This is a genomic window from Pseudoalteromonas sp. 4NS20-0020, from assembly GCF_057554385.1.
The window spans coordinates 807061-830151 of sequence record NZ_BAAJMI010000001.1 but is presented as its reverse complement, the minus strand read 5'-3'; the positions used below and the strand labels follow the sequence as shown (position 1 = coordinate 830151).

General features: G+C 39.1%; 22 protein-coding genes and 10 tRNA genes. 17 read left to right on the top strand and 15 right to left on the bottom strand.

Going from position 1 to position 23091, the window contains the following annotated elements; translation table 11 throughout:
* Nucleotides 1-181 precede the first annotated feature (181 nt).
* Nucleotides 182-643, bottom strand: a complete 462-nt coding sequence (locus AC27JL_RS03890; RefSeq protein ID WP_006794515.1) for a GNAT family N-acetyltransferase — start codon at nt 641-643, stop codon at nt 182-184.
* Nucleotides 644-906: 263 nt separating this feature from the next.
* Here AC27JL_RS03890 and cysZ point away from each other — a divergent pair, with 263 nt between their 5' ends.
* A complete protein-coding gene (gene cysZ, locus AC27JL_RS03885; protein ID WP_200888040.1) occupies nt 907-1617 on the top strand; it encodes a sulfate transporter CysZ in 711 nt (236 codons plus the stop codon).
* 75 nt (nt 1618-1692) lie between these two features.
* Here cysZ and rlmM read toward each other — a convergent pair whose 3' ends face one another.
* The 12 genes from rlmM to hemA all read right to left on the bottom strand — a co-directional run bounded on the left by rlmM (nt 1693) and on the right by hemA (nt 13110).
* Entirely contained in the window at nt 1693-2778 is a 1086-nt protein-coding gene (rlmM, locus tag AC27JL_RS03880; protein WP_006794513.1) for a 23S rRNA (cytidine(2498)-2'-O)-methyltransferase RlmM, read from the bottom strand.
* A 17-nt stretch (nt 2779-2795) separates the two neighbouring features.
* Nucleotides 2796-3164, bottom strand: coding sequence for a DUF423 domain-containing protein (locus tag AC27JL_RS03875; protein ID WP_487194837.1), 369 nt, complete (start codon nt 3162-3164; stop codon nt 2796-2798).
* Nucleotides 3164-3796, bottom strand: coding sequence for an alpha/beta family hydrolase (locus tag AC27JL_RS03870; protein WP_008133128.1), 633 nt, complete (start codon nt 3794-3796; stop codon nt 3164-3166). The genes AC27JL_RS03875 and AC27JL_RS03870 overlap by 1 nt, the downstream gene beginning before the upstream one ends.
* Nucleotides 3797-3798: 2 nt before the next feature.
* A complete protein-coding gene (locus AC27JL_RS03865; RefSeq protein ID WP_006794510.1) occupies nt 3799-4695 on the bottom strand; it encodes a transcriptional regulator GcvA in 897 nt (298 codons plus the stop codon).
* 118 nt (nt 4696-4813) lie between these two features.
* Nucleotides 4814-5668 (bottom strand): 3-deoxy-8-phosphooctulonate synthase, encoded by an 855-nt coding sequence (gene kdsA, locus AC27JL_RS03860; RefSeq protein WP_487194836.1) that lies wholly within the window; start codon nt 5666-5668, stop codon nt 4814-4816.
* A gap of 9 nt (nt 5669-5677) precedes the next feature.
* Nucleotides 5678-6931 carry a DUF819 family protein gene (locus tag AC27JL_RS03855; RefSeq protein WP_487194835.1) on the bottom strand — a complete coding sequence of 418 codons (1254 nt, stop codon included), beginning with the start codon at nt 6929-6931 and terminating at the stop codon, nt 5678-5680.
* 14 nt (nt 6932-6945) lie between these two features.
* Complete coding sequence (locus AC27JL_RS03850) at nt 6946-7773, bottom strand: tetratricopeptide repeat protein (RefSeq protein ID WP_008133135.1); 828 nt, start codon at nt 7771-7773, stop codon at nt 6946-6948.
* 144 nt (nt 7774-7917) lie between these two features.
* A complete protein-coding gene (locus AC27JL_RS03845; protein ID WP_203984146.1) occupies nt 7918-8292 on the bottom strand; it encodes a SirB2 family protein in 375 nt (124 codons plus the stop codon).
* Between the two features lie 28 nt (nt 8293-8320).
* Entirely contained in the window at nt 8321-9862 is a 1542-nt protein-coding gene (locus AC27JL_RS03840) for a DUF3369 domain-containing protein (RefSeq protein ID WP_487194834.1), read from the bottom strand.
* Between the two features lie 56 nt (nt 9863-9918).
* Nucleotides 9919-10758 (bottom strand): peptide chain release factor N(5)-glutamine methyltransferase, encoded by an 840-nt coding sequence (gene prmC / locus AC27JL_RS03835; protein WP_487194833.1) that lies wholly within the window; start codon nt 10756-10758, stop codon nt 9919-9921.
* A 2-nt stretch (nt 10759-10760) separates the two neighbouring features.
* On the bottom strand, nt 10761-11846 hold the full coding sequence (gene prfA / locus AC27JL_RS03830; protein ID WP_006794503.1) for a peptide chain release factor 1: 1086 nt from the start codon (nt 11844-11846) through the stop codon (nt 10761-10763).
* Nucleotides 11847-11853: 7 nt separating this feature from the next.
* Complete coding sequence (gene hemA, locus AC27JL_RS03825; protein WP_170865573.1) at nt 11854-13110, bottom strand: glutamyl-tRNA reductase; 1257 nt, start codon at nt 13108-13110, stop codon at nt 11854-11856.
* Nucleotides 13111-13193: 83 nt separating this feature from the next.
* Between hemA and lolB the strand changes: the two genes are divergently transcribed.
* The 16 genes from lolB to AC27JL_RS03745 all read left to right on the top strand — a co-directional run bounded on the left by lolB (nt 13194) and on the right by AC27JL_RS03745 (nt 19714).
* Complete coding sequence (gene lolB, locus AC27JL_RS03820; protein WP_487194832.1) at nt 13194-13781, top strand: lipoprotein insertase outer membrane protein LolB; 588 nt, start codon at nt 13194-13196, stop codon at nt 13779-13781.
* Between the two features lie 2 nt (nt 13782-13783).
* On the top strand, nt 13784-14641 hold the full coding sequence (gene ispE / locus AC27JL_RS03815; RefSeq protein ID WP_487194831.1) for a 4-(cytidine 5'-diphospho)-2-C-methyl-D-erythritol kinase: 858 nt from the start codon (nt 13784-13786) through the stop codon (nt 14639-14641).
* An 88-nt stretch (nt 14642-14729) separates the two neighbouring features.
* A complete protein-coding gene (locus tag AC27JL_RS03810) occupies nt 14730-15677 on the top strand; it encodes a ribose-phosphate pyrophosphokinase (protein ID WP_008133143.1) in 948 nt (315 codons plus the stop codon).
* A gap of 150 nt (nt 15678-15827) precedes the next feature.
* Nucleotides 15828-16445, top strand: a complete 618-nt coding sequence (locus tag AC27JL_RS03805) for a 50S ribosomal protein L25/general stress protein Ctc (protein WP_008133144.1) — start codon at nt 15828-15830, stop codon at nt 16443-16445.
* Between the two features lie 18 nt (nt 16446-16463).
* The gene (pth, locus tag AC27JL_RS03800; protein WP_008133146.1) at nt 16464-17048 is read left to right on the top strand and encodes an aminoacyl-tRNA hydrolase; all 585 of its coding nucleotides are present in this window, start codon (nt 16464-16466) and stop codon (nt 17046-17048) included.
* Between the two features lie 53 nt (nt 17049-17101).
* Nucleotides 17102-18193 (top strand): redox-regulated ATPase YchF, encoded by a 1092-nt coding sequence (gene ychF / locus AC27JL_RS03795; protein ID WP_008133148.1) that lies wholly within the window; start codon nt 17102-17104, stop codon nt 18191-18193.
* A 318-nt stretch (nt 18194-18511) separates the two neighbouring features.
* Nucleotides 18512-18588 (top strand) — tRNA-Met (locus AC27JL_RS03790).
* 47 nt (nt 18589-18635) lie between these two features.
* Nucleotides 18636-18720 (top strand) — tRNA-Leu (locus AC27JL_RS03785).
* Between the two features lie 40 nt (nt 18721-18760).
* A tRNA-Gln gene (locus tag AC27JL_RS03780) sits at nt 18761-18835 on the top strand.
* 5 nt (nt 18836-18840) lie between these two features.
* Nucleotides 18841-18917: transfer RNA gene (locus AC27JL_RS03775), tRNA-Met, on the top strand.
* A 95-nt stretch (nt 18918-19012) separates the two neighbouring features.
* Nucleotides 19013-19097 (top strand) — tRNA-Leu (locus tag AC27JL_RS03770).
* A 40-nt stretch (nt 19098-19137) separates the two neighbouring features.
* Nucleotides 19138-19212, top strand: a tRNA-Gln gene (locus tag AC27JL_RS03765).
* A 65-nt stretch (nt 19213-19277) separates the two neighbouring features.
* A tRNA-Leu gene (locus AC27JL_RS03760) sits at nt 19278-19362 on the top strand.
* A gap of 40 nt (nt 19363-19402) precedes the next feature.
* Nucleotides 19403-19477: transfer RNA gene (locus AC27JL_RS03755), tRNA-Gln, on the top strand.
* Between the two features lie 38 nt (nt 19478-19515).
* Nucleotides 19516-19600 (top strand) — tRNA-Leu (locus AC27JL_RS03750).
* Between the two features lie 39 nt (nt 19601-19639).
* Nucleotides 19640-19714, top strand: a tRNA-Gln gene (locus AC27JL_RS03745).
* Nucleotides 19715-20017: 303 nt separating this feature from the next.
* Here the strand turns inward: AC27JL_RS03745 and AC27JL_RS03740 are convergent.
* Both AC27JL_RS03740 and AC27JL_RS03735 read right to left on the bottom strand, forming a co-directional pair.
* Nucleotides 20018-21592: a putative bifunctional diguanylate cyclase/phosphodiesterase gene (locus AC27JL_RS03740; protein WP_487194829.1), complete on the bottom strand. Its 1575-nt coding sequence runs from the start codon at nt 21590-21592 to the stop codon at nt 20018-20020.
* A gap of 181 nt (nt 21593-21773) precedes the next feature.
* Nucleotides 21774-22955, bottom strand: coding sequence for an FAD-dependent monooxygenase (locus tag AC27JL_RS03735; protein ID WP_487194828.1), 1182 nt, complete (start codon nt 22953-22955; stop codon nt 21774-21776).
* Nucleotides 22956-23091: the final 136 nt, after the last annotated feature.

Here is a 23091-nt window from a genome sequence, read left to right as displayed (position 1 = left end):
TTTTTAGCTTACAGATGTTTTTTAAAAACAGTACAGTATTCAGTACCGAATAAAATTATTCTCTTAGGTAACGTAAAGTATAGCTTTAAATAAACGACTTTTACTGCTAATTACTGTTTTTTATACAATAATAAACAGCATAGCGTTAGTCTATAAATATAGGTGTTTTAAAATCTGCTTGTTATTGGCTTAAACCAAGCTCCATAAACACACTTTGCGGGTTATCTTGATAAGAACCAAAACAACCACAACGTTTAAACCCTAAATTTTCATATAGTTTAATCGATTCTATTTGTTTAGGGCCGGTTTCCAACCTAATTAATGGTATTTCTTCTTCACCTGCGTAGTGCAAAAGAATTTGCATAACTCTACGAGATAACCCTTTCCCACGGTAACTAGGGTTTACATAAAGGCGTCTTACTTCTGCGTAAGATGGTTCCCCTGATTGCATTACAATTGCACCACAAGCAACAATCCCGTCATCATTTTTTAACCCTATGGCATAAACATTAGGTTTATCTAGTTCGCTTAAGGTAAGTGATTGCGCGGTAGCTACAGGGTATAAAGAGTTTATAAGTCGGTCGATATCAGCAAAAACATTAATCACATCCTGGTCATTCGGTTTTAAATCAACTAACTGCATTGAGTATCTCAAATTTATATTAATTATATGTTGTGAAACTATACCGAATTGTAACAAATGAACAACCTCTGCATGGTGTTTTAACACAATTACAGCTTTAAATGATTCAGACTCAGTACTTTAAAATAAGGAACTGATAAAAAATGCGTATACCTTGCTTTAAACACTTTGTTACGCAAAATAGCTGTTCAAAATTATTAAGCTATTTATACTAACTTAAGTTGTAAACATTGATTGAGGTTGTTGTGCAGATCATACAAGGTATGGAATATTTTTTTTCAGGGTTTAAATTAATAAGCCAAAAAGGATTAAAGCGCTTTGTGCTCATCCCGCTTTTGATTAATATTTTATTATTCGGTAGTTCATTATTTTTCTTATTTGGCTGGCTGAGTGACAGCTTTAATTATATCAACAATATGCTTCCCGAATGGCTAAGCTGGTTAGAATGGTTAATGTGGCCAATTGCGGTACTAGTCGTGCTATTTAGTTATAGTATGGTGTTTACCGTGATTACAAACTTTATTGCAGCCCCATTTAATGCACTTTTAAGCGAAAAAGTAGAATTGTACCTAACGGGTCAAAAAATTAACGATGATGGCTTTGCTGACTTAATAAAAGATATACCACGTATGCTTGCCCGTGAGTGGACCAAGCTATGCTATTACTTACCACGTGCTATTGGCTTTTTTATATTACTGTGGGTATTACCGGTAATAGGGCAAATTCTGTGGGTATTATTTACTTGTTGGATGTACGCTGTGCAATATAAAGATTATGCGTTTGATAACCATAAAATTAGTTTTAAAGAAATGAAAAACGACTTAAAGTCTAAACAAGGGCTTTCTTATGGGTTTGGTTTTGCTGTTATGTTATTAACAGCTATTCCATTTGTTAACCTAATTGTTATGCCTGTCGCGGTATGCGGTGCTACAAGGCTGTGGGTAGATAATTACCGACCAAAATACCGAAGCTAGCTCTTAAATGAAGCTATTACTTTAGTAACAGTGTGTATATAAAAATGGGCCTAGCGGCCCATTTTTTATCTTCAATCAGCTGTATAAGCTTTGAGGGACTTTAGTCACATTCAAATGTACCGTTATCTCTTCTCTATCATGGTATAAATGCTTAGCTTGTAATTCGTAGCTAATACCGTACTTAGCGAGCTCTTCTTTTATCATTGCTAAGCACTCATATACACTGTCAAAGCGCTTTTTCATTGGTAATTTAAGATTAAAAATAAGCTCTTTTGCATAGGCATTGACTGCCCAGTCAATCATTAGGCTGGTTACTTTGGTTGGTTTTTCTACCATGTCACATACAAGCCAAGTAATGTTTCTTTTCTCTGGACGATATTTAAAGCCATCCTCTCTGAAATGCTTAACCTGCCCTGTTTCCATTAGGTTATCATTCATTGGTCCATTGTCTATTGCATTAACAAACATGCCTCTGCGCACCAACTGATATGTCCAACCACCTGGGCATGCGCCTAGGTCAACACATCGCATACCGGCAGCAACACGTGTTTCTCTTTGCTGCTCTGGTATAAACACATTAAACGCTTCATCAAGTTTAAGTGTAGAACGGCTAGGACCATCGTTTGGCATACGCAAACGTAAAATCCCCATAAAGTTGGGTGAATTGTTATAGCTGTATGAGTAGCCAACATATGCGGTATTATTTTCCAAAAATAACACATGCATCACAGGCCGATTTGCCTTTGACTCACGCAACACGGTGTTTTGTTTCTCTAGTGCTTTTTTAAGCGGTGTGGATATTTTTTTACAAAAAGTAAGTAGTTCTTTCCCTTCGTTTGTATCAGGCGTCTCTACTCGTAGTTCAGCGCATAAAGGAAAATCTTTAGCTGCTTGCACAACTGCGCCTACACGGTCTTCTAAAGGCATATCTTCTAATAATGTGCCGGCAAACCACTGGCGAGCAAACACCATATTTTTGAAGTCGATTTTTTTGATTATTTCGTCGCTATGCTGCGCTTCAAAACATTCATATATAACGTAACCTGTATTAGGTTTTGCTTTTACATACCCTGCAAAACCCTGCTCAGCAGCATGAAATGTTATTTCAGCAGCTGCATCGTTTTCAAACCCACTGCGACAATAAATCACAACACTAGACATAATAACCCTTAAACTTTTTAAAACTTAAATCGTGCAACTTGCACTAAAATAACAATCCAACCAATAATAAAGCACACCCCACCAAGAGGAGTAATTGGCCCTAACCACTTCATTCCTGTCAGTGCTAATAAATATAGGCTGCCACTAAAAAGCAGTGTACCTATTATAAAAAAGAGGCCAGCCCAATTTAGGTTAATACCCCATTTTAAGAGTAAAGCTACTGCAATTAGTGCTAAACCGTGCACCATTTGATACTCAGCGGCTGTTTTAAACACACCTATCGAATATTCTGATAGACGACTTTTTAGTCCGTGAGCGGCAAAAGCCCCCAACATAACCGAAAACATACAAAATAAACTGCCTGCCATTAAAAATAGTTTTGTCATTATTTACCCAACATTTTGTTTATAAATTGCGCTGTACTAGAAGCTGCTATTTGGCGGTTTTCTAATTCAGTAATGCCACTTTTTTTACGTGGTTTTAACGAATGGTCGCCATCAGCGAGCCATACATAGTCGGGCTGTTTTGGCATTGCCAGCGTTTTTAGTTCTTCACGCGTACCAAATGTATCTCGCTCACCTTGCAACACTAAAAATGGACAAGGAATATCAGCAAAGTGTTCTGTACGAAGCTTGTCTGGTTTACCTGGTGGATGAAATGGGTAACCAAATGCAATAACGCCTTTAATTGGCTGCTTAGTTGTGCATGCAAGCATTGACGCCATTCGCCCACCCATTGATTTACCGCCAATAAACAAGGGTAATTTAGGTTGAGCATGCGTTAATACTTGCTCATAGTATGTAAGCAATTTGGGAGCACGCTCTGGCGGGCGTCGCTTGCCGGTTTGCTTTGCAATTTGCATATATTCAAAATCAAATAAACCAACATCAACACCCTGCTCACTGATCAGTGCAGCCACGTGCTGCATAAAGTCAGAATCACTGCCAGCACCAGCACCATGGGCAAAAATAAACTGTGCAATTGCGGGTTGGCTTTGACTTTTGAACCATTCAATCATGATTAATACTCTTGCTCTTGTTCAACCAAACTTAGCATCCATTCTTTAAATGACACTATTTTTCCCAATTCAGTTTGTGATTCACGAAGCACCAAATAATAAGCGTTTTTACTTTCTAGACTGTGGCTAAACGGAATAACTAGTCGCCCTGCATCAATATCTGGTTTAGCTAACACACTATTCCCAATTGCAACGCCTTGACCATGAACGGCAGCTTGCAGCACCATAGAAGAGTGGCTAAATATAGGCCCTTGATTTACTTGTACATTACGTACACCTGCAGTTTTCATCCACGTTTTCCAATTTTTACGTGTAGTGTCATGCAATAAGGTGTGCTGTGCTAAATCACTGGGTTGATCAAGTGGTTTGGGGCCACTCAATAACATAGGGCTGCACAATGGCACTAAATACTCTGTATGTAACTTATAAGCTTGCACTCCATTCCAGTGACCACGCCCGTAGTAAATGGCAATATCGACATCGTCGCTTAACGAATTTTCGTCTTGGTCTTGTGCTTTTATTCTTACGTCAATTTCAGGGTGTAATTCATTAAATAAACTTAAACGAGGCACTAACCATTGAATAGCAAAACTAGGGGTTAAACTTACCGTTAATGAGCCTTTAGCCCCTCGCGCAAGTAACTTTTCTGTGGCATCAATCAGTTGCGTAAAAATTTCTTTAATATCTAAAAAATAACCTTGGCCTTCTTCTGTTAATAATAACGAACGATTTTTTCGTAAAAATAGCTTTAAACCTAAATGTTCTTCGAGTGTTTTTATTTGATGACTGACAGCTGCTTGCGTTACATAAAGCTCTTCTGCGGCTTTTGTAAAGCTTAAATGCCGTGCTGCAGCTTCAAATGCTTTGAGTGCGTTTAATGGGGGGACTCGTCTTGACATAATAACCAAGCTTTGAATTAGTTTTTCTTATGCATGAATTATATACCCATGACGAGAAAGAGTATATTTAAGGTGTAAAAAAAGCGACTAATGTCGCTTTTTATTATGCGGTCACTTTTTATAAGTCGCTAGCGCTGGTATCTAAAGACGCAAAACTCTTAACCAAATCATCTACCGCTTTCATTTGCGATAGGTAGCCTTCTAATTTACTTAGGGCTAATGCACATGGTCCATCACACTTTGCTTCATTAGGGTTTGGATGTGCTTCTATAAATAAACCAGCGATCCCCAAAGCCATTCCACTTCTGGCTAGCTCTGCCGCTTGAGCTCGACGCCCATCAGCTGAATCTGCACGACCACCTGGACGTTGCAACGCATGCGTTGCATCAAAAATTACAGGTGCCATTGCTTTCATGTCATCCATTCCTAACATATCAACAACCAGGTTATTATAACCAAAGCTAGAGCCACGCTCACAAAGTGCAATATTATTATTACCAGCCTCATTAAATTTAGTAATGATGTGGCGCATTTCATGTGGTGCTAAAAACTGCGGCTTTTTAACATTGATAATCGCACCTGTTTTTGCCATAGCAACAACTAAGTCTGTTTGACGGGCTAAAAAAGCAGGCAACTGAATAACATCAACCACTTCAGCAACCGGCGCCGCTTGATGCGGTTCGTGAACGTCAGTGATAAGAGGAATGTTGAAGGTGTTTTTAATTTCTTCAAATATTTTTAACCCTTCCTCCATTCCCGGACCACGGTACGAGTTAATTGAAGAGCGATTAGCTTTATCAAATGATGCTTTAAACACATATGGTATGTTTAGCTTTGTCGTCACTTCTACATAATGCTCTGCAATGCGCATGGCTAAGTCGCGCGATTCTAAAACGTTCATACCACCAAATAAAACAAACGGTTTGTTGTTTGCTAATTCAATATCATTAATTTTGATAATTTGATCTTTCATTTTAATTCCTTAAGGTGCAACTGCTTGCAACATTAATCCACAAATATAAGCCATGTATGTACCCACTCCGTAACCTAATACAGCCAGTAAAACACCGACAGGCGCAAGCGAAGGATGAAATGCTGACGCAACAACAGGCGCAGACGCTGCGCCTCCGACATTAGCTTGCGAGCCTACTGCCATATAAAAAAGCGGTGCTTTAATTAATTTTGCAACAAGCAACATTAAACCAGCATGTACTAGCATCCAAATAGCGCCCACTAAAAACAAGCCCGGGTTATCAAAAATAGCGGTTACATTCATATGTAAGCCAATTGAGGCAACTAAAATGTATAAAAAGCTTGAGGCTACTTTAGATGCACCAAATGCTTCAATCTGTCTTACTTTAGTAAAAGACAAACTAATACCAATGGTAGTTGAAATGACAATTAACCAGAAAAACTTACTGGTTAAGCTGTACTCTTTTGCCCACACATAATTATTAGCGAAAAACGGCCCTAAAAAGTCTGCGCAAAAATGGGCTAAACCAGTAATACCAAATGCAATAGCAAGCAATGTCATGTAGTCATTCAGCGTTGGCATGCGCGCATGCTCTGCATGGTATTTTTCAACACGCTGCTTTAAATCTTCAATTGCGCTGGTGTTTGCTCCTGTAGCAGCATCAATTTTCTTATGATTAGCTGCCATTAGTAACAAGACTGCCATCCAAATATTAGCCACTATGACATCAACGGTGACCATCACTGAAAAAATATCGCCGCCCACCTCAAACATTTCTTTCATTGAGGCTTGGTTTGCACCACCGCCAATCCAGCTTCCAGCTACGGTGGTCATGCCGCGCCATACGGCATCTGGCCCATGTCCGCCTACAATTGTAGGGTCTACCGCGCTCACAACTAAAATAGCCAGAGGTCCGCCGATAACAATACCGAGCGTTCCCACTAAAAACATAATTAATGCTTTAGGGCCTAAGTTTAAAATCGCTTTTAAGTCAATGCTAATAGTTAAAAGTATTAAACAGGCGGGTAATAAATAGCGTGAGGCAACGTAATAAACATTCGATTTATTACCATCGACAATACCAAATGTATTAAGCAAAGAAGGTAAAAAGTAGCAAAGCAATAAAGCCGGTACATATTTATAGAACGTTTTTAATGCTGGGCGCTCGCTGTTTGAGGTTTTAAATATAAACCCCAAAATAACCGCAAGTAAACCAAGCACAACTGCATCATTGGTGATTAATGCGCTTTGTGTTTCAACCATGGTATTCCCTAATATTAATGGTGAGTTTTATTATTATCTTCTAATTCTTCAATTTGGTGCTGGATGATTTCTATTGCTGGATCATCTGGGCATTCATCTACAAAAAATTGTAGATCATCTCGGGCCATTTTAGGGCAATCGAGCTGATTTAATAAATACCCTCTGTCACGCCTTTCGTAGGGGTCGTCGCCAATTAATTCCATTAACATTTCAACGCATGTTAATGCATGGCCAAATTTATTTTCACTAATGAAAGACCACTTTTGCTGCGCTAAGAAAAGCTTATAAACTTCATCGTCAAAAATAAGTTCTAAGGGCTCTTGTTCTTGCCCTTCAGCTTCATCAGCATTTTCAGGAATAATATACCAACTTTGCTGACCGCTACTTGGTTCAACCAAATAGCCTTCTTCATCGCTCATAGCAATATGAACACCTATATCACCTTGATTTAGACTCATACTGGCATCGAGGTTAGCCTGTTGTAAAAAATGACAAAGTAAAATTGCCAGAGTAGTTGGCGAGCCGCTACGCATAGTTAGGGTGTAGCTTAGGCTATTTAATTTATGCTCAGGTACTTTTAAACTCGAAGCGCTAAATAGCCATGTACTGTAAAAGGTGTCTAGTAACTTATCTAAGCGTTCGTGAGAGTCGGGTACAACAATGCATAATGCATTAATTTGTTTTTCAAAATCAGCAAGAACATCAAAAGCGGCTGTTAAGTCTAGTTGTGGATCCCATTTCGATTCAGCCTTAATGCAACGATAGATTGCCGCAGGGGTAAAGTCATCGTAAGCATCATCAATATAAGAGTCATCGTGTTCATCAAACCCAAAAGTGGTCATCAATACTGCAACATTTCTAGAAAACGAACGCGTAGTTTACCTAATTCTACCCATATATTCCAATAACGAAATGTACTTGATCAAATGCATGGAGGGAATATTCGAGCTTTAGAGATACTAAAGCTCGGTAAATTTATTTAAGGCTTAAAGTAGTAATGCTGACTTGGCTGTTGCCAAATAACCAATAGCTAAAATAACAAACGTATTTACAATAAGGTAAGATATTTTAGCCAAAAAATTAGTTTGCTTAGCGCTTATAATTCCAATAGCAATATAAGCAACCACTAATATAATTTTTTCTAATAACCAATGTTGTTCAAACGGGTTTATCTTCCCCATATACATGAGTGTAAATGCAGAAATTAAAAGTAATGTATCAATGCTATGGCTACCAATAAATACAACTTTATTACGAGCAATTTTGCCACTGCCCATTCGTGAAAAAGATCGAATATAAAATAAAACTACACTCAATGCTGCTATTGCCATGTGTGAGTGCTTTACTGCTAAATAATCCATATGCCTCTGTTCTTCTATTTATATTAAATTAATCTGGGTAACGTTTGATAATTATTTCAAGTTCATCAAGGTTTGCGTTAAAAACATCAACTAACTTTGGTTCAAAATGCGTGCCTTTTTGTGCGTTTATCTCTTCAACAACACGCTCGAGCGTCCATGAATCTTTATAGCAGCGTTTATGCCTTAACGCATCATATACATCAGCCAATGCCACAATGCGGCCGAATATATTAATTTTATTCCCTGCTAAACCTTCAGGGTAACCAGAACCATCCCACTTTTCGTGATGTTCCTTGGCTATAGTGGCACCTGCACTGACAATTTCATGTGCTGATCCTTTTAAAATCCCATAGCCTTTATCAGTGTGGGTTTTCATTACTTCCCACTCTGGTGCATCAAGCCTTGCGGGCTTATTTAATACCGAATCGGGGATACCTACTTTGCCTACATCGTGCAAAGGCGCAGCTAATCTAATCAAATCAGCTTGCTGTTTAGATAAACCATAACCAAGCGCCAAAGCATGGCAAATATGTGCAACACGTTTTACATGATTACCTGTTTCAGTAGAGCGTTGTTCAACCGCTTCACTTAATCTGTAAACAAGCTCTTGTTGCGTGGCCTCAATCTCTGATTGTAACTGAACATTTTCAAAGGCTAATTGTACATTTTGAGCAAAAATTTCAACGAGGTTGCGTTGTGTATCGGTTAGTTTATTTGGAATGCCTGTGATAAACAGCATTGAGCTGTGGTTATATTCACTGCTGCAATAAGCAAATAGGTAATTATCTTTGTAGATAATAGACTGATTATTTAAAGCTTCTTGGCATGCGCTTAGTTGATCTGCGTGTAGCACCTCTTCAAGGTCTTTACCTTCACTTTTTTCAAACTCACCGGTACCTGAACAAATAATCATTTTATTGTTCTGAGATGCTGGGTTTTGTGCAACAAGGGTGGTCGCGTACATAGCCTGATCTGAAATACCAAGCAATGATGTAAGTTGCTGCATTACTCCTTCTATGAAATGCTCTATTGAATGTGCAGAAAAAATATTGCGTGATGCAGTTATTATTTTCTCAAGGCCAACACGAGATTGTTCTATTGAAATAATATCGCGGTACGAACGAAGGCTCGACATGATAACTGTAAATAATTTTTGTGCGGTGAGTTCTGTTTTTGATTTGTAGTCGTTAATATCAAAATTAACTATTACTTGGCGTTCTGGTGCCTGACCAGGTTGGCCGGTACGTAAAATAATACGAATGTGGTTATTCTTTGCGGTTTCACGAATATATTTTACAACTTGTAGGCCTGCATCGTCTGTTTCCATTACAACATCAAGTAAAACAATTGCTGCGTCTTTATGCTCATCAATTAAAGTTTTAGCCTCAGCGCCAGAATACGCGCTGATAAATTCTAAACGTTTATTTTGAAACTCAAAATCACTCAATGCCAATTTAGTAACTGCATGAACTTCAGGTTCGTCATCAACGATTAGTACTTTCCAGGTGCCCAAATCGGTGTTATCTACCGGTGTATCTGGCTCATCTGAAAATAAAAAGTCACCCATCATAATTAGAATTCCTACATGACACATTTAACACACGGATGCAGTAATAATTAAGCTTATTATGGCCACTGTGCGAGCGTTACACGGTCATTTTCACCAAGATCTTTTATCGTTTTAATATTAACAAAGGCCATCGTTTTAAAAAATTCACGAACAGCAAAACCTTGGTCATAACCGTGCTCTATTAGAAGATAGCCACTAGATAGCAAATAGTCACGTGATTGTGTAATTATTTGTTTAATATCAGACATTCCTGAATCTTCAGCAACTAAGGCAGATAAAGGTTCAAATCGCACATCGCCTTGAGCCAAATGTTCGTCACTACTTTCTATGTACGGTGGGTTGGTAACTATAAGATCAAAATATTCATTATCAAGTGAGCTAAACCAATTGCTTTGTTTAACACGCACATTACCAAGTCCTAGACGCTGTTGATTCCGAGTTGCAAGCGCTACAGCGTCAGCCACTTTATCAACCGCGGTAATATTCCACAAAGGCATTTCACTACCCAATGCCAATGCAATTGCCCCAGTACCTGTTCCTAAGTCCAGAACTTTTGCATTTTCCGAAATTCCTAAACCAAGTGCAGCCTCAACTAATGTTTCAGTATCTGGCCGCGGAATTAACGTTGTTGCATTGACTTCTAAGGTTAAGCTCCAAAACTCACGTTGCCCTGTAATATGCGCTACAGGTTCGCCGCTTAATCGCCGAGCGCAAAGAGTATCAAAGGAGTGTTGTTGCTCTGTACTGAGCAACCTTTCGGGCCAAGTAAAAAGATAGCTACGTGGTTTATCAAGAACATGAAGAAGTAATACCTGTGCGTCTAATTTCGCACTTTCGCTGCTTTGCGCTAATAAATTAGCGCCAGCAGCAACAGCTTGCTCGAGAGTTTGATTCACTATTACTCATCGCCCATTGCGGCAAGTAAATCAGCCTGATGCTCTTGCATTAATGGGTCTACAATGGCACCTAAATCACCCGCTACAACTTCATTTAAGCGGTACAGCGTTAAGTTGATACGGTGATCGGTTATACGTCCCTGCGGATAGTTATATGTACGAATACGTTCAGAACGGTCACCACTACCAACTAAGTTGCGACGCTCAGAGGCTTCTGCTGCATGACGCTTCTCATCTTCAGCTTGCTGTAAACGCGCTGCAAGTACTGACATCGCTTTAGCACGGTTTTTATGTTGCGAACGCTCATCTTGACATTCAACAACCACACCCGTAGGTAAATGCGTAATACGAATTGCTGAGTCAGTTTTATTTACGTGCTGGCCACCTGCACCCGATGCTCTAAAAGTATCTACTTTTATATCGGCGGTGTTAATTTCAATTGCTTCAGCTTCTGGTATTTCTGCCATTACCGCTACGGTGCACGCCGATGTATGAACACGACCTTGCGATTCAGTCTCTGGTACACGTTGTACACGGTGTACGCCAGACTCAAATTTAAGCTTACCGTATACGCCTTCACCGCTAATGTTAGCAATGACTTCTTTGTAACCACCGTGTTCACCTTCATTGGTAGTTACTACTTCTAATTTCCACTTTTGCGTTTCAGCAAAACGGCTGTACATTCTAAATAAATCACCGGCAAAAATAGCGGCTTCATCACCCCCTGTGCCTGCGCGGACTTCTAAAAATACATTGTTATTATCTTTTGGATCTTTAGGAAGCATTAATACCTGAATTTCATCTTCAAGGCTTAATATTTGTGCTTTGGCTTCTTTATACTCTTCCTGTGCCATTTCTCGCATATCAGGGTCTGAGTCTTTAAGCATCTCTTCAGCGCTTGCTAAATCTTCTTTTGTTTGTTGATATGCTAAAAAAGTTTTAACTATTTCTTCAAGCTCAGAGTATTCTTTTGAAAGGCCACGAAAGCGATTTTGATCGCTAATAACCGACGGGTCGCTCAACAGTGCTTGTACTTCTTCGTAGCGCTCTACTAGCGTTTCTAATTTATTATAAACAGACTCTTTCATTTAACGGTTATTCCTGATCAATACCTAACATTTTTTTCAACTGATTTAATTGAGCCACTTCACCTTTTTTAGCCGCATCTTGAATGGCACGGGTAGGCGCGTGCATTAAGCGGTTGGTTAACTTATTGGCCAATTCTAAAATTACTTTTTCTGCGTCTTTACCACTAGAAAGCTGGCTAACTGCTCTTTCTACTAATTCCGACTTAATTGTTTGAACATCGTTTCGATAGTGACGAATTAACCCCACAGAATCGAGTGAACGCATCCACATACAAAACTCTTTAGTGCGCTCAGTAATAATTATTTGTGCCTGCTGTGCAGCTTGTTCTCGCGCTGCCATATTTTCACTTACAATTGTTTGTAAGTCGTCAACCGAGTATAAATAAGCCGCATCTAGCTCACCAACTTGGCTTTCAATATCGCGCGGTACCGCAATATCAATAAACAACATCGGTTTGTTACGGCGCTGCTTTAGTGCTTGCTCCACAACACCTTTACCAATAATAGGCAGTGTACTGGCCGTTGAGCTTATTATAATATCTGCGTTATGCAAACGCTCTGGCAACTGCGCTAACGCAATGACATCTGCAGACACTTCATCGGCTAAATTGCGGGCTCGTTCAATAGTTCTATTGGCTACTGTTATATTTTGTGGCTCATTTTGATACAAATGCTTAGCAACCAGTTCTATTGTTTCGCCTGCACCTATTAATAACACATTGGTTTTATCAAGCTTGCCATAAATATGCTTAGCTAAATTAACAGCCGCAAACGCTACCGAAACTGCACTGGCGCCTATGTTAGTTTCAGTTCGGACCTCTTTAGCAACCGAAAATGTCTTTTGAAACAAACGATCAAACGTAACACCCACTGCATCATGGGTTTTAGCACTATTATAGGCTTGTTTAATTTGCCCTAAAATTTGCGGTTCACCTAACACAAGCGAATCTAAACCGCAGGCAACGCGCATTAAATGGTTAATTGCTTGATTGCCCTCGTGGCAATAAATGTTATTACTCAGTTCCTGTTCATCTAAACCATGGAAACTGGCAAGCCATGCTAACAGTGTTTGGGAATTTTGCTGAGCAAGGCTACAATAGATTTCTGTTCGGTTACAGGTAGACACGATCACAGCTTCATTAAAGTCGGCATGGCCACTTAATTGCTGCAACGCCTCTGACATTTGCTCAGGCGAAAAAGCCACTTTTTCACGCAGTTCTACGGAAGCAGTTTTGTGATTTATACCTAGTGCTATTATGGTCATGTTTGCCAAATATTGCTGAGCCCTACTTTAAAGGCGGCAATTTTACCAAAAATCAGCGGAATATGGAAAGTAAGGAACAACATTTGATTAGACATTATTTAATATTAGCTATAACTTTTATGTTTTTAAGTGGCTGCGCGCAACAATTACCAAATAAAACAGCAACTTATGACAACTGGAAAGGTAAACTCGCCAATCAAAAAACTTGGCATGTAGAGGGGAAACTTGCTTTTATTAGTCCCGATGAGCGCCAATCTGCAAACTTAAATTGGCAGCAACAAGAAAATAACAATAATTTAGTACTGACTTCATTTATTGGCACACGCATTTTACAACTAAAACAGTCGCGCAATGTTGCTGAGCTTGAATTTGACGATAAAGTTTATGTAGATACCAATGCATCTGCGCTGCTTAAGCGCTTAACTGGCTTTGCCTTACCTGTTAATAATGCTGATGACTGGCTTAAAGGCACTATTGATTCACAAACGTTACAAGTTGATGAACTTGGCCGTTCGAAACAAGTACTTTGGTTAGATAATGAAAGTAAACAATGGCAAATAAACTATGCAGATTATATACAAACCGCTGGTTATTGGTTGCCTACAAAACTGACGCTCAAACACCAAAAAATTAAAATTAAAATTCAACTATATGACTGGCAATTTAATTAACTATGAATAGCAAAACCTTTTTTTCACTTATTGCACCTGCAAAACTCAATTTATTTTTACATATTAATGCGCGCCGAGATGACGGTTATCACGAATTAGAAACCTTATTTACCTTCTTAAACTTCGGCGATGAGCTCTCTTTTGAGTTAACAGATGAATCATCAATTTTAATCACTGGTGATACTAAAGGCATACCACTTGAAGATAATCTCATCTATAAAGCTGCTCTAATGTTACAAACTGATGCTAAAACAAAGCACGGTGTAAAAATAAATTTGATAAAACGACTGCCTATGGGAGGAGGTGTTGGAGGGGGGTCGTCTGATGCGGCAACAACACTATTAGCGCTCAATAAATTGTGGAATATTAATTATGACATTAATAAACTTGCTAATTTAGGCTTACAATTAGGGGCTGATGTGCCTGTATTTATACGTGGTGAAAGCGCCATTGCGCAAGGCATTGGGGAAAAACTACACCGTGTTGAACTTGCGCAAAAATGGTACTGTGTTGTGCACCCAAACCAGCATGTAAGCACCGCTAAAATATTCACTCACCCCGACTTAAAACGCGATACACCAAAAATCTCAGGTGATTGGAAACAGCAAACTTTGCACAACGATTGTGAGCCTTTAGTTAAAAAGCTATGCCCCGAGGTTGAAAAAACCCTCCAGTGGTTGCTAAAATACGCTCCGTCGAAGATGACCGGAACAGGTTCATGTTGTTTTGTAGAGTTTGATACACAAGCTCAAGCTAGCCATGTACTTGCTAACCTCCCCCATACTTGGCAGGGATTTGTAGCGTCAAATGCTAATATCTCTCCTGCTCATACGGAGTTAACCGCCATTTTCGATCAATGAAGTAACGTAAAAGTAATCATAAGTTAACTCGTAATGATTTTTATCATTGCTCGTTAGTCCAAAATTTCAGTGCCTGAGGAACCCTACCGTGCCTGACATGAAGCTCTTCGCTGGTAACGCAACACCTGAGTTAGCTCAAAAAGTTGCAAAACGTTTATATATTGAATTAGGCGATGCTGTTGTTGGCCGTTTTAGCGACGGTGAGATCAGTGTTCAAATTAATGAAAATGTTCGTGGCTCGGATGTTTTTATCTTGCAATCAACCTGTGCCCCTACAAACGATAACCTTATGGAACTTATCGTTATGGTTGATGCTCTTCGTCGCGCATCTGCGGGTCGTATTACTGCCGTCATTCCTTATTTTGGTTATGCCCGCCAAGACCGTCGCGTACGTTCTGCCCGCGTACCAATCACTGCTAAAGTTGTTGCCGATTTCTTATCGAGTGTAGGTGTAGACCGTGTACTTACGGTTGATTTACATGCAGAGCAAATTCAAGGCTTCTTTGATGTACCAGTAGATAACGTATTTGGTAGCCCTGTATTACTTGAAGATATGAAAGAGCGTCATTTTGATGATGTTGTTATTGTTTCTCCGGATATTGGTGGTGTAGTGCGCGCACGTGCAATTGCAAAACTATTAGACGATACTGATTTGGCTATTATTGATAAACGCCGCCCACAGGCAAATGTTTCTCAGGTAATGCATATTATTGGTGATGTAGAAGGCCGTGACTGTATCATTGTTGATGACATGATTGATACTGGCGGTACGTTATGTAAAGCCGCTGAAGCACTTAAAGAACATGGTGCTAAACGCGTATTTGCTTATGCAACTCACCCTATTTTATCAGGTAAAGCAGCTGAAAATTTACGTGATTCTGTTATTGACGAAGTTATTGTAACCGACTCAATTCCATTATCTGATGAACTTAAAGCGCTTGATAAAGTAAAAGTGCTAACGCTTGCTGATATGTTAGCAGAAACTATTCGTCGTATTAGCAACGAAGAATCTATTTCAGCGATGTTTGAGCACTAATCTCAGGTATTTGCTGAAAACAAAAGCGCCTTTTGGCGCTTTTTTTGTATGCCATGTATATTTTACTGAATCACAGTGGTATGATAGCGCGCCTTTTGGCTAGGGACCTTGGTCGCAAAGGCCCTAAACTTTTAAATAATTGGAGACATCATGTCTAACACAACTTATACATATGACGCTGAACTTCGCGTAGAAACTGGTACTGGTGCGAGCCGCCGCCTACGTCGCGAAGACAAAGTTCCTGCAATCCTTTACGGAGCTGACAAAGAAGCTTTATCTCTTACTTTTGCTCATAAAGATATGATCAAAGCACAAGAAGACGAAGGTTTTTACACTCATATTCTTACACTTAATGTAGGCGGCGAGAAAGTTGAAGCTATCTTAAAAGATATTCAACGTCACCCATTCAAGCCTAAGCTTACTCACCTTGATTTCCAACGTGTAGACGCAACTCATAAATTAACAACTAAAGTTCCTCTTCACTTCATCGGTGAAGAAATCGTAACTAAAGCTGGCGCAACTGTTGTTCACCAGTTAACTGATGTTGAAATTTCTTGTCTTCCAAAAGCATTACCAGAATTCATTGAAGTAAATGTTTCTGAGTTAGTAGCTGGTGATTCAATCCATATCTCTGATTTACAACTACCTGCAGGCGTTGCGTCTGTTGAATTAGGTAAAGGCGAAGGCCATGACCTTTCAGTAGTTACAATCAAAGCAAACAAAGCAGCTCCAGCTGAAGACGAAGAAGCTTCAGACGCTGCAGAATAATATTTAAGGTCTCGCACCTTGAATTCTATTCAAATGCTTGTGGGCCTGGCTAATCCAGGCCCCGAATACGCAAATACACGCCACAATGCAGGTGCTTGGTTCATCGAGCAACTCGCAGCACGCTACAACTGTACGCTAAAACACGATCCTAAATATCACGGCCTTACTGGCAAAGTGATAATCCAAGGCCAAGAATTCAAATTATTGATCCCCACCACTTACATGAATTTAAGTGGTAAAGCGGTCAGTAGTTTAGCCAACTTTTTCAAAATCCCTGTTGAAAATATCTTAGTTGCACATGACGAGATGGATTTAGAGCCCGGTGTCGCCAAATTAAAAAAAGGGGGCGGACACGGTGGTCATAATGGCTTAAAAGACATTATGGCAAAAATGGCAAATCAAAAAGATTTTATGCGTTTACGTGTTGGCATAGGTCATCCAGGACATCGTGAAATGGTTACCGGCTGGGTGCTTGGAAAAGCGCCAAAGGTTGACCAAGAAAAAATGGATGCTGCTGTAGATGAAGCAGTTCGTTGTATGGAAATACTTGCAAAAGACGGCGTGCTAAAAGCACAAAACAGACTTCATTCGTTTAAACCCTAATAAACTTGAGTCCAAGTGCACGGTTAAACGAATTCTAAACAAGGTATCTTACTATGGGTTTTAAATGTGGCATCGTTGGCTTGCCTAACGTAGGTAAATCAACGCTTTTCAATGCATTAACTAAAGCGGGTATTGAAGCCGCTAATTTTCCTTTTTGTACCATTGAGCCTAATACAGGTGTGGTACCTGTTCCAGATCCTCGCTTGGACGAGCTTGCTAAAATTGTAAACCCACAACGTATTCTTACTACAAGTATGGAGTTTGTTGATATTGCAGGCCTTGTAAAAGGCGCATCAAAAGGTGAAGGCCTTGGTAATCAGTTCTTAGCGAATATCCGTGAAACTGATGCAATTGGTCATGTAGTACGTTGCTTTGAGGACGAAAATGTAATACACGTAGCGGGTACAATTGACCCTGCTGACGATATTGACGTGATCAATACTGAGTTAGTACTTGCTGATATGGACAGCGCTGAGAAAGCTATGTTCCGTAATGCTAAAAAAGCGAAAGGCGGCGATAAAGACGCAAAAGAACAAAATGCGGCGCTTGAAAAAGTAAAAGTACACCTTGATGAAGGCCTTACACTTCGATCGTTAGAATTAACTAAAGAAGAAAAAGCAGCTATCAGCTCTATCAACTTCTTAACTATCAAGCCAACTATGTATATTGCAAACGTAGCAGAGGATGGTTTTGAGAATAACCCACTACTTGACCGCGTTCGCGCTATAGCTGAATCAGAGGGCGCTGTGGTTGTCCCTGTGTGCGCAGCAATCGAATCTGAGTTATCTGAACTTGATGATGAAGACAAACTCGAATTTATGGCTGACCTTGGCTTAGAAGAGCCAGGCCTTAACCTTGTAATTCGAGGCGGCTACGAATTACTCAAGCTACAAACTTACTTTACCGCAGGCGTAAAAGAAGTGCGAGCTTGGACAATTCCTGTAGGTGCAACAGCGCCGCAAGCTGCTGGTAAAATTCATACCGATTTTGAACGTGGATTTATCCGTGCACAAACCATTGCTTATGACGACTACATTAACTGTAAAGGTGAAAGTGGTGCAAAAGAAGCGGGTAAAATGCGCCAAGAAGGTAAAGAGTACATTGTTAAAGATGGCGATGTAATGAACTTCCTGTTTAACGTATAAGTATTTATTCCCTCTATTTAGGGAAATAAATTTTAAAGGCTCGTTTTTACGAGCCTTTTTTGTTTTTTAAACGTATATACACTGTCAGCTTTTGGGAATAAATAACACTAAGTTAATTTTAAAAAAGCGCAACCTGTTATACTTCCTCTTTAATCGGTGTTAAAAAAACGGCGTTTTTATTAAAATTTAGCCTGTTAGCTTAATTTTCCTGCAAACAAACACAGTTAAGTGTTTTTTTGCAAAAAAGGTGTTGACGAATTTGGGTCATGTCAGCATAATACGCCCCGCACTCAGCGATGAAGTGCTAACAAAAAAGATGGCTAAGTAGCTCAGCTGGTTAGAGCACATCACTCATAATGATGGGGTCACAGGTTCAAATCCCGTCTTAGCCACCATTTATTTTTTGTTGCTCAATGAAGAGTTTAAAATAACTACCTTGTGTGCGGGAGTGGCGGAATTGGTAGACGCGCTGGATTTAGGTTCCAGTATCTTAGGATGTGAGAGTTCAAGTCTCTCCTTCCGCACCATTATTCTTGATAAGAATTAAAACTATCAGTTGTTTATTGTTGGGATATCGCCAAGCGGTAAGGCACCAGGTTTTGATCCTGGCATTCCCAGGTTCAAATCCTGGTATCCCAGCCAACAATGGCTAAGTAGCTCAGCTGGTTAGAGCACATCACTCATAATGATGGGGTCACAGGTTCAAATCCCGTCTTAGCCACCATTTCTTTTTTAAGAATTGGCTCTGCAAGAGTTAAATTGCAACTCAATGAAGAGTCTAAAATAACTACCTTTCTTTGATTATTCAAAGTTAAAAATGCGGGAGTGGCGGAATTGGTAGACGCGCTGGATTTAGGTTCCAGTATCTTAGGATGTGAGAGTTCAAGTCTCTCCTTCCGCACCATGTTCTTGATTAGAACTAAAACTATCAGCTAATTCTTTGTTGGGATATCGCCAAGCGGTAAGGCACCAGGTTTTGATCCTGGCATTCCCAGGTTCAAATCCTGGTATCCCAGCCAACTTCTTCTACCAAAGAGTGTTGTTAAAGAATAACTCTGTTATGAGTATAAACATAAAACTATATGCGGGAGTGGCGGAATTGGTAGACGCGCTGGATTTAGGTTCCAGTATCTTAGGATGTGAGAGTTCAAGTCTCTCCTTCCGCACCACGTTCTTGATTAGAACTAAAACAATCAAATATTTCTTTGTTGGGATATCGCCAAGCGGTAAGGCACCAGGTTTTGATCCTGGCATTCCCAGGTTCAAATCCTGGTATCCCAGCCAACTTCTTCTACCAAAGAATGTTGCTAAAGAATAGAACTGCGGGAGTGGCGGAATTGGTAGACGCGCTGGATTTAGGTTCCAGTATCTTAGGATGTGAGAGTTCAAGTCTCTCCTTCCGCACCACGTTCTTAATTAGAACTAAAACTCATCCAAATTTAAAGTTGGGATATCGCCAAGCGGTAAGGCACCAGGTTTTGATCCTGGCATTCCCAGGTTCAAATCCTGGTATCCCAGCCAATTTTCTAACCCTTCTCCTTTGTACCATCTAAAATAAATTCTATTATCCAATAGATCATCTTCTATAAAATCTATCCAACTAATTCAATATTTTAAGATCAGTCGCTAAACACCTCGTGATATAAATGTACTGAAGCTGATTGAAAAAATAATACGTTTAATAATTTAATTCTGTAAATAAAAACACTGCTGATTCATAGTGAAAATTGAGTTACTTAGTCGTTTTATTAAAAATCTCAATACTACTAACATCAAGTTTAGTCTCATAAATTTTATTATGCATTGCTATTACTACATAATGCTTTAGATGCCTTTATTTAAGTATTTCTCTATAAAGCTCTCTAAAGGTAGTGGCTTGCTAAAATAATAGCCTTGAAGGAATTCACAATTCATTGATTTAAGTACTTCTTGTAGCTCCTTCGTTTCGATTCCTTCTGCAACCACATTACAATTGAGCCGATGTGCTAAAAATAACGTCGATTCTACAATTGCATAATCAGCTATCTTAGTAAGCATATTATTAATGAAAGACCGATCTATTTTAATTTGATTTATAGGTAGCTCTCGCAGTAAAGATAAGGAAGAAAACCCGGTACCAAAGTCATCTACACTAAATTCAAATCCACGACGGTTAAGTTTATACATCATTGCTCGAGCAGCCTCCAAATCAGTCATCATTGCACCTTCTGTAATTTCAAAAACAATGTAGTTACTTAACGTAGGGTCCTCTTTAAGGAGCTCTTCTATAAACTCCACAAAACTCTCACTTTCAAGGTCTCGTGTTGATAAATTTACGTGCATGGTGCCAGTAAAACCTAACGATTTTAGACGCTGTAAATTTTTTATTGTTTCAATTACAACCCATTGAGTGATATTAAGAATCATCCCCGTACGCTCAGCCACTTTGATAAATTGATCAGGAGTAATAAACGAACCGTCCTTCTGCGGCCACCTAATTAATACTTCTGCACCATGTATTTCGTCAAAACGAGTGCAAAATATTGGCTGAAAATAAAGCTCAAACTCATGGTTTATAAGGGCGTTTTTTATTTTTGTAGTCATATCAAGAAAGTTATCAGCCCTTTCACTCAATCCTTCAAAATAATTAACAAATAATTGCTGTGTGCTTTTAGCTTCAAGTAAAGCTAAATCTGCATTTTTAAATAGCTCATTGGCATAAAACGCATCTTGAGGATATGAGCTAACGCCGACTTTTAGCTTTAACCATACTTTTTGCGCATTAATTAAAAAAGGCTCTTCAACAGAACCCTTTATAACGTCTATACAATCATAAATATCTTGCTCATTTGCTGAATCTAAAATTAACGCAAATTCATCACCGCCAATTCGATGCAGTTCACCTATGTTTAATAAATTTAGATTTAACGTTTTGGAGAATATGCACAACAATTCATCTCCTAAGCTATTACCGTAGAGCTCATTTACACGTTTAAAATTACTTAAATCAAATAAAAATAAACTAAATGGTTGCTCATTATTAATATGCTGAATCAATAGATTAAAAAAACACTTGCGATTAGGGAGGCTTGTTAAGCTGTCATGCTCTGCTTGGAATCGTTGATGATTTTCAGACTTTTCTATTTCTAAAATACTTTTTAAGCTGAGGCGCATTATTAGAAATACAAAAATACCCCCTCCTAATAAAATGAGTGAGATACTAATTAAGACCAAGTTATCTAAAGTGTTATTTGCAAAATAATGTAATATCCAACAATACCCAAAAATAAATAAAACAACTAAAGCAAGAAGTAAACTCCATGCCATATTTTTAGTCTTTTTGCATATTGTTATTATTGGCTGAATGCTAAAACCTAAAAGCAAAATACCTAATAAGATTACAATTAATAAACTTTCCATAGCCCCTCAAACTAAAGACTTCTTATTGCTTGAGTATGGCAAATATACGTAAAAGGGAAATAAAATTAGGATTAAGAGCTTTAAAATAACTTTTAAGCTCTCATTTTAAGGGCTGAATAGTCAAATGATTACAAATTAGTTTAATGAGTAAAATGCATATCTTAAATGTAAACGCATATTCTTAGCTAAATTCACCGCTAATTGCGTACTTTAATACCCAGTTTTTTACCACCCCAGTATTGTTAGCCATTTTTAAAAATTGGCTACGCGCCCATTTTAGTGGCGCTATTTGGTTTGAAAAACCAAAATAGCAGGCATCCATCATACTCATCATTAATAAGTTAGCTTTTCGGCGGGCGCGTTCGTACTCTTGCAGCTTTAACGCACATCCTACGTCGGTTGCATCATTTAATAGAGTGGCTAAAGCGACCACGTCCTGGAAGCCCAAGTTAACGCCCTGCCCAGCCAGTGGATTAATAGTGTGCGCAGCATCGCCTACTAACACCAAACGACCACAAGAATAATTATTAGCATGTTGACGAGTAATTGGAAACACTGCATGACTTTGCACTTCAAAATCGCCTGCAAGGCCAGGGAACTTAGCCAAAATATGACTTTTTAATTGTGCTCCATCTAATCCTTTAAATGTGTTTAATGTGTTGGCATCGTCGTACCAAATTAAATTAGCGTAAGGTGCTTGCATAGGTAAAAAAGCCAATGGGCCTGATGGCGTAAATTGCTGCCATGTCTTTATTTGTTGAGGTGCGTCCAATTTAATAAGTACGCCCATACATTGCTGCTGGTACTGCCAACCGGTTACACCAATATTTGCTTTAGTTCGTAATTGCGATTGTCCGCCATCGGCTGCAACCACTAAGCTGGCGGTATAACGTTGCTCGCCATATACCAAGGTAATCGAATCGGCATTTTGTTCAATTTTACTAACAATCTGTTTTTGCTCGATGACTTCAATATCGTATTGCTCAAACTGCATCCATAAACTGGCTTGTATTAAACTGTTTTCGATTAAGTGACCCAAATGCGTGGTATTAATGTCGGCGCAATCAAATAACAATTTATCGTCGCCGCGTTCAAAAGCTTCTAACTGTTGGTATGGCGCAATCCGGCCTTTGCTTAAAATGGGCATAGCCCCTAAACCATCGAGTAACTTTTCAGAAAAACGATTAATAGCCGATACTCTTATATCAACGTTGTCATTACTCAAAACATGAGACGGATCGATTAGGTGTTTTTCGATAATGCGCACTGACTTTCCCTGTTGTGCTAACTTTATTGCCATTGCCGCACCAACCATGCCGCCGCCAACCACTATCACATTATTTTGAGTCATGTTTATCATCATTTTGTTAATACGTTAATCTATTTTAATTGTACCGTAACTCGCCGCTATAGTGCGAGAGTATATAACTATCAAGCTATTAAACTCGTCTGAGTTTGATTTGAGATCACAAACATGAAAACTATACTTGGATCTGGGC

Excerpts from the sequence above, each read along its gene's own strand:
- cysZ (WP_200888040.1), top strand. The coding sequence starts at position 907 with ATGGAATATTTTTTTTCAGGGTTTAAATTAATAAGCCAAAAAGGATTA.
- AC27JL_RS03890 (WP_006794515.1), bottom strand. The coding sequence starts at position 643 with ATGCAGTTAGTTGATTTAAAACCGAATGACCAGGATGTGATTAATGTT.
- ispE (WP_487194831.1), top strand. The coding sequence starts at position 13,784 with ATGAATAGCAAAACCTTTTTTTCACTTATTGCACCTGCAAAACTCAAT.
- AC27JL_RS03845 (WP_203984146.1), bottom strand. The coding sequence starts at position 8,292 with ATGGATTATTTAGCAGTAAAGCACTCACACATGGCAATAGCAGCATTG.
- rlmM (WP_006794513.1), bottom strand. The coding sequence starts at position 2,778 with ATGTCTAGTGTTGTGATTTATTGTCGCAGTGGGTTTGAAAACGATGCA.
- hemA (WP_170865573.1), bottom strand. The coding sequence starts at position 13,110 with ATGACCATAATAGCACTAGGTATAAATCACAAAACTGCTTCCGTAGAA.
- ychF (WP_008133148.1), top strand. The coding sequence starts at position 17,102 with ATGGGTTTTAAATGTGGCATCGTTGGCTTGCCTAACGTAGGTAAATCA.
- AC27JL_RS03865 (WP_006794510.1), bottom strand. The coding sequence starts at position 4,695 with ATGTCAAGACGAGTCCCCCCATTAAACGCACTCAAAGCATTTGAAGCT.
- AC27JL_RS03840 (WP_487194834.1), bottom strand. The coding sequence starts at position 9,862 with ATGATGGGTGACTTTTTATTTTCAGATGAGCCAGATACACCGGTAGAT.
- kdsA (WP_487194836.1), bottom strand. The coding sequence starts at position 5,668 with ATGAAAGATCAAATTATCAAAATTAATGATATTGAATTAGCAAACAAC.
- AC27JL_RS03855 (WP_487194835.1), bottom strand. The coding sequence starts at position 6,931 with ATGGTTGAAACACAAAGCGCATTAATCACCAATGATGCAGTTGTGCTT.
- AC27JL_RS03870 (WP_008133128.1), bottom strand. The coding sequence starts at position 3,796 with ATGATTGAATGGTTCAAAAGTCAAAGCCAACCCGCAATTGCACAGTTT.
- AC27JL_RS03875 (WP_487194837.1), bottom strand. The coding sequence starts at position 3,164 with ATGACAAAACTATTTTTAATGGCAGGCAGTTTATTTTGTATGTTTTCG.
- AC27JL_RS03740 (WP_487194829.1), bottom strand. The coding sequence starts at position 21,592 with ATGGAAAGTTTATTAATTGTAATCTTATTAGGTATTTTGCTTTTAGGT.
- AC27JL_RS03850 (WP_008133135.1), bottom strand. The coding sequence starts at position 7,773 with ATGACCACTTTTGGGTTTGATGAACACGATGACTCTTATATTGATGAT.
- AC27JL_RS03805 (WP_008133144.1), top strand. The coding sequence starts at position 15,828 with ATGTCTAACACAACTTATACATATGACGCTGAACTTCGCGTAGAAACT.
- AC27JL_RS03735 (WP_487194828.1), bottom strand. The coding sequence starts at position 22,955 with ATGATGATAAACATGACTCAAAATAATGTGATAGTGGTTGGCGGCGGC.
- prfA (WP_006794503.1), bottom strand. The coding sequence starts at position 11,846 with ATGAAAGAGTCTGTTTATAATAAATTAGAAACGCTAGTAGAGCGCTAC.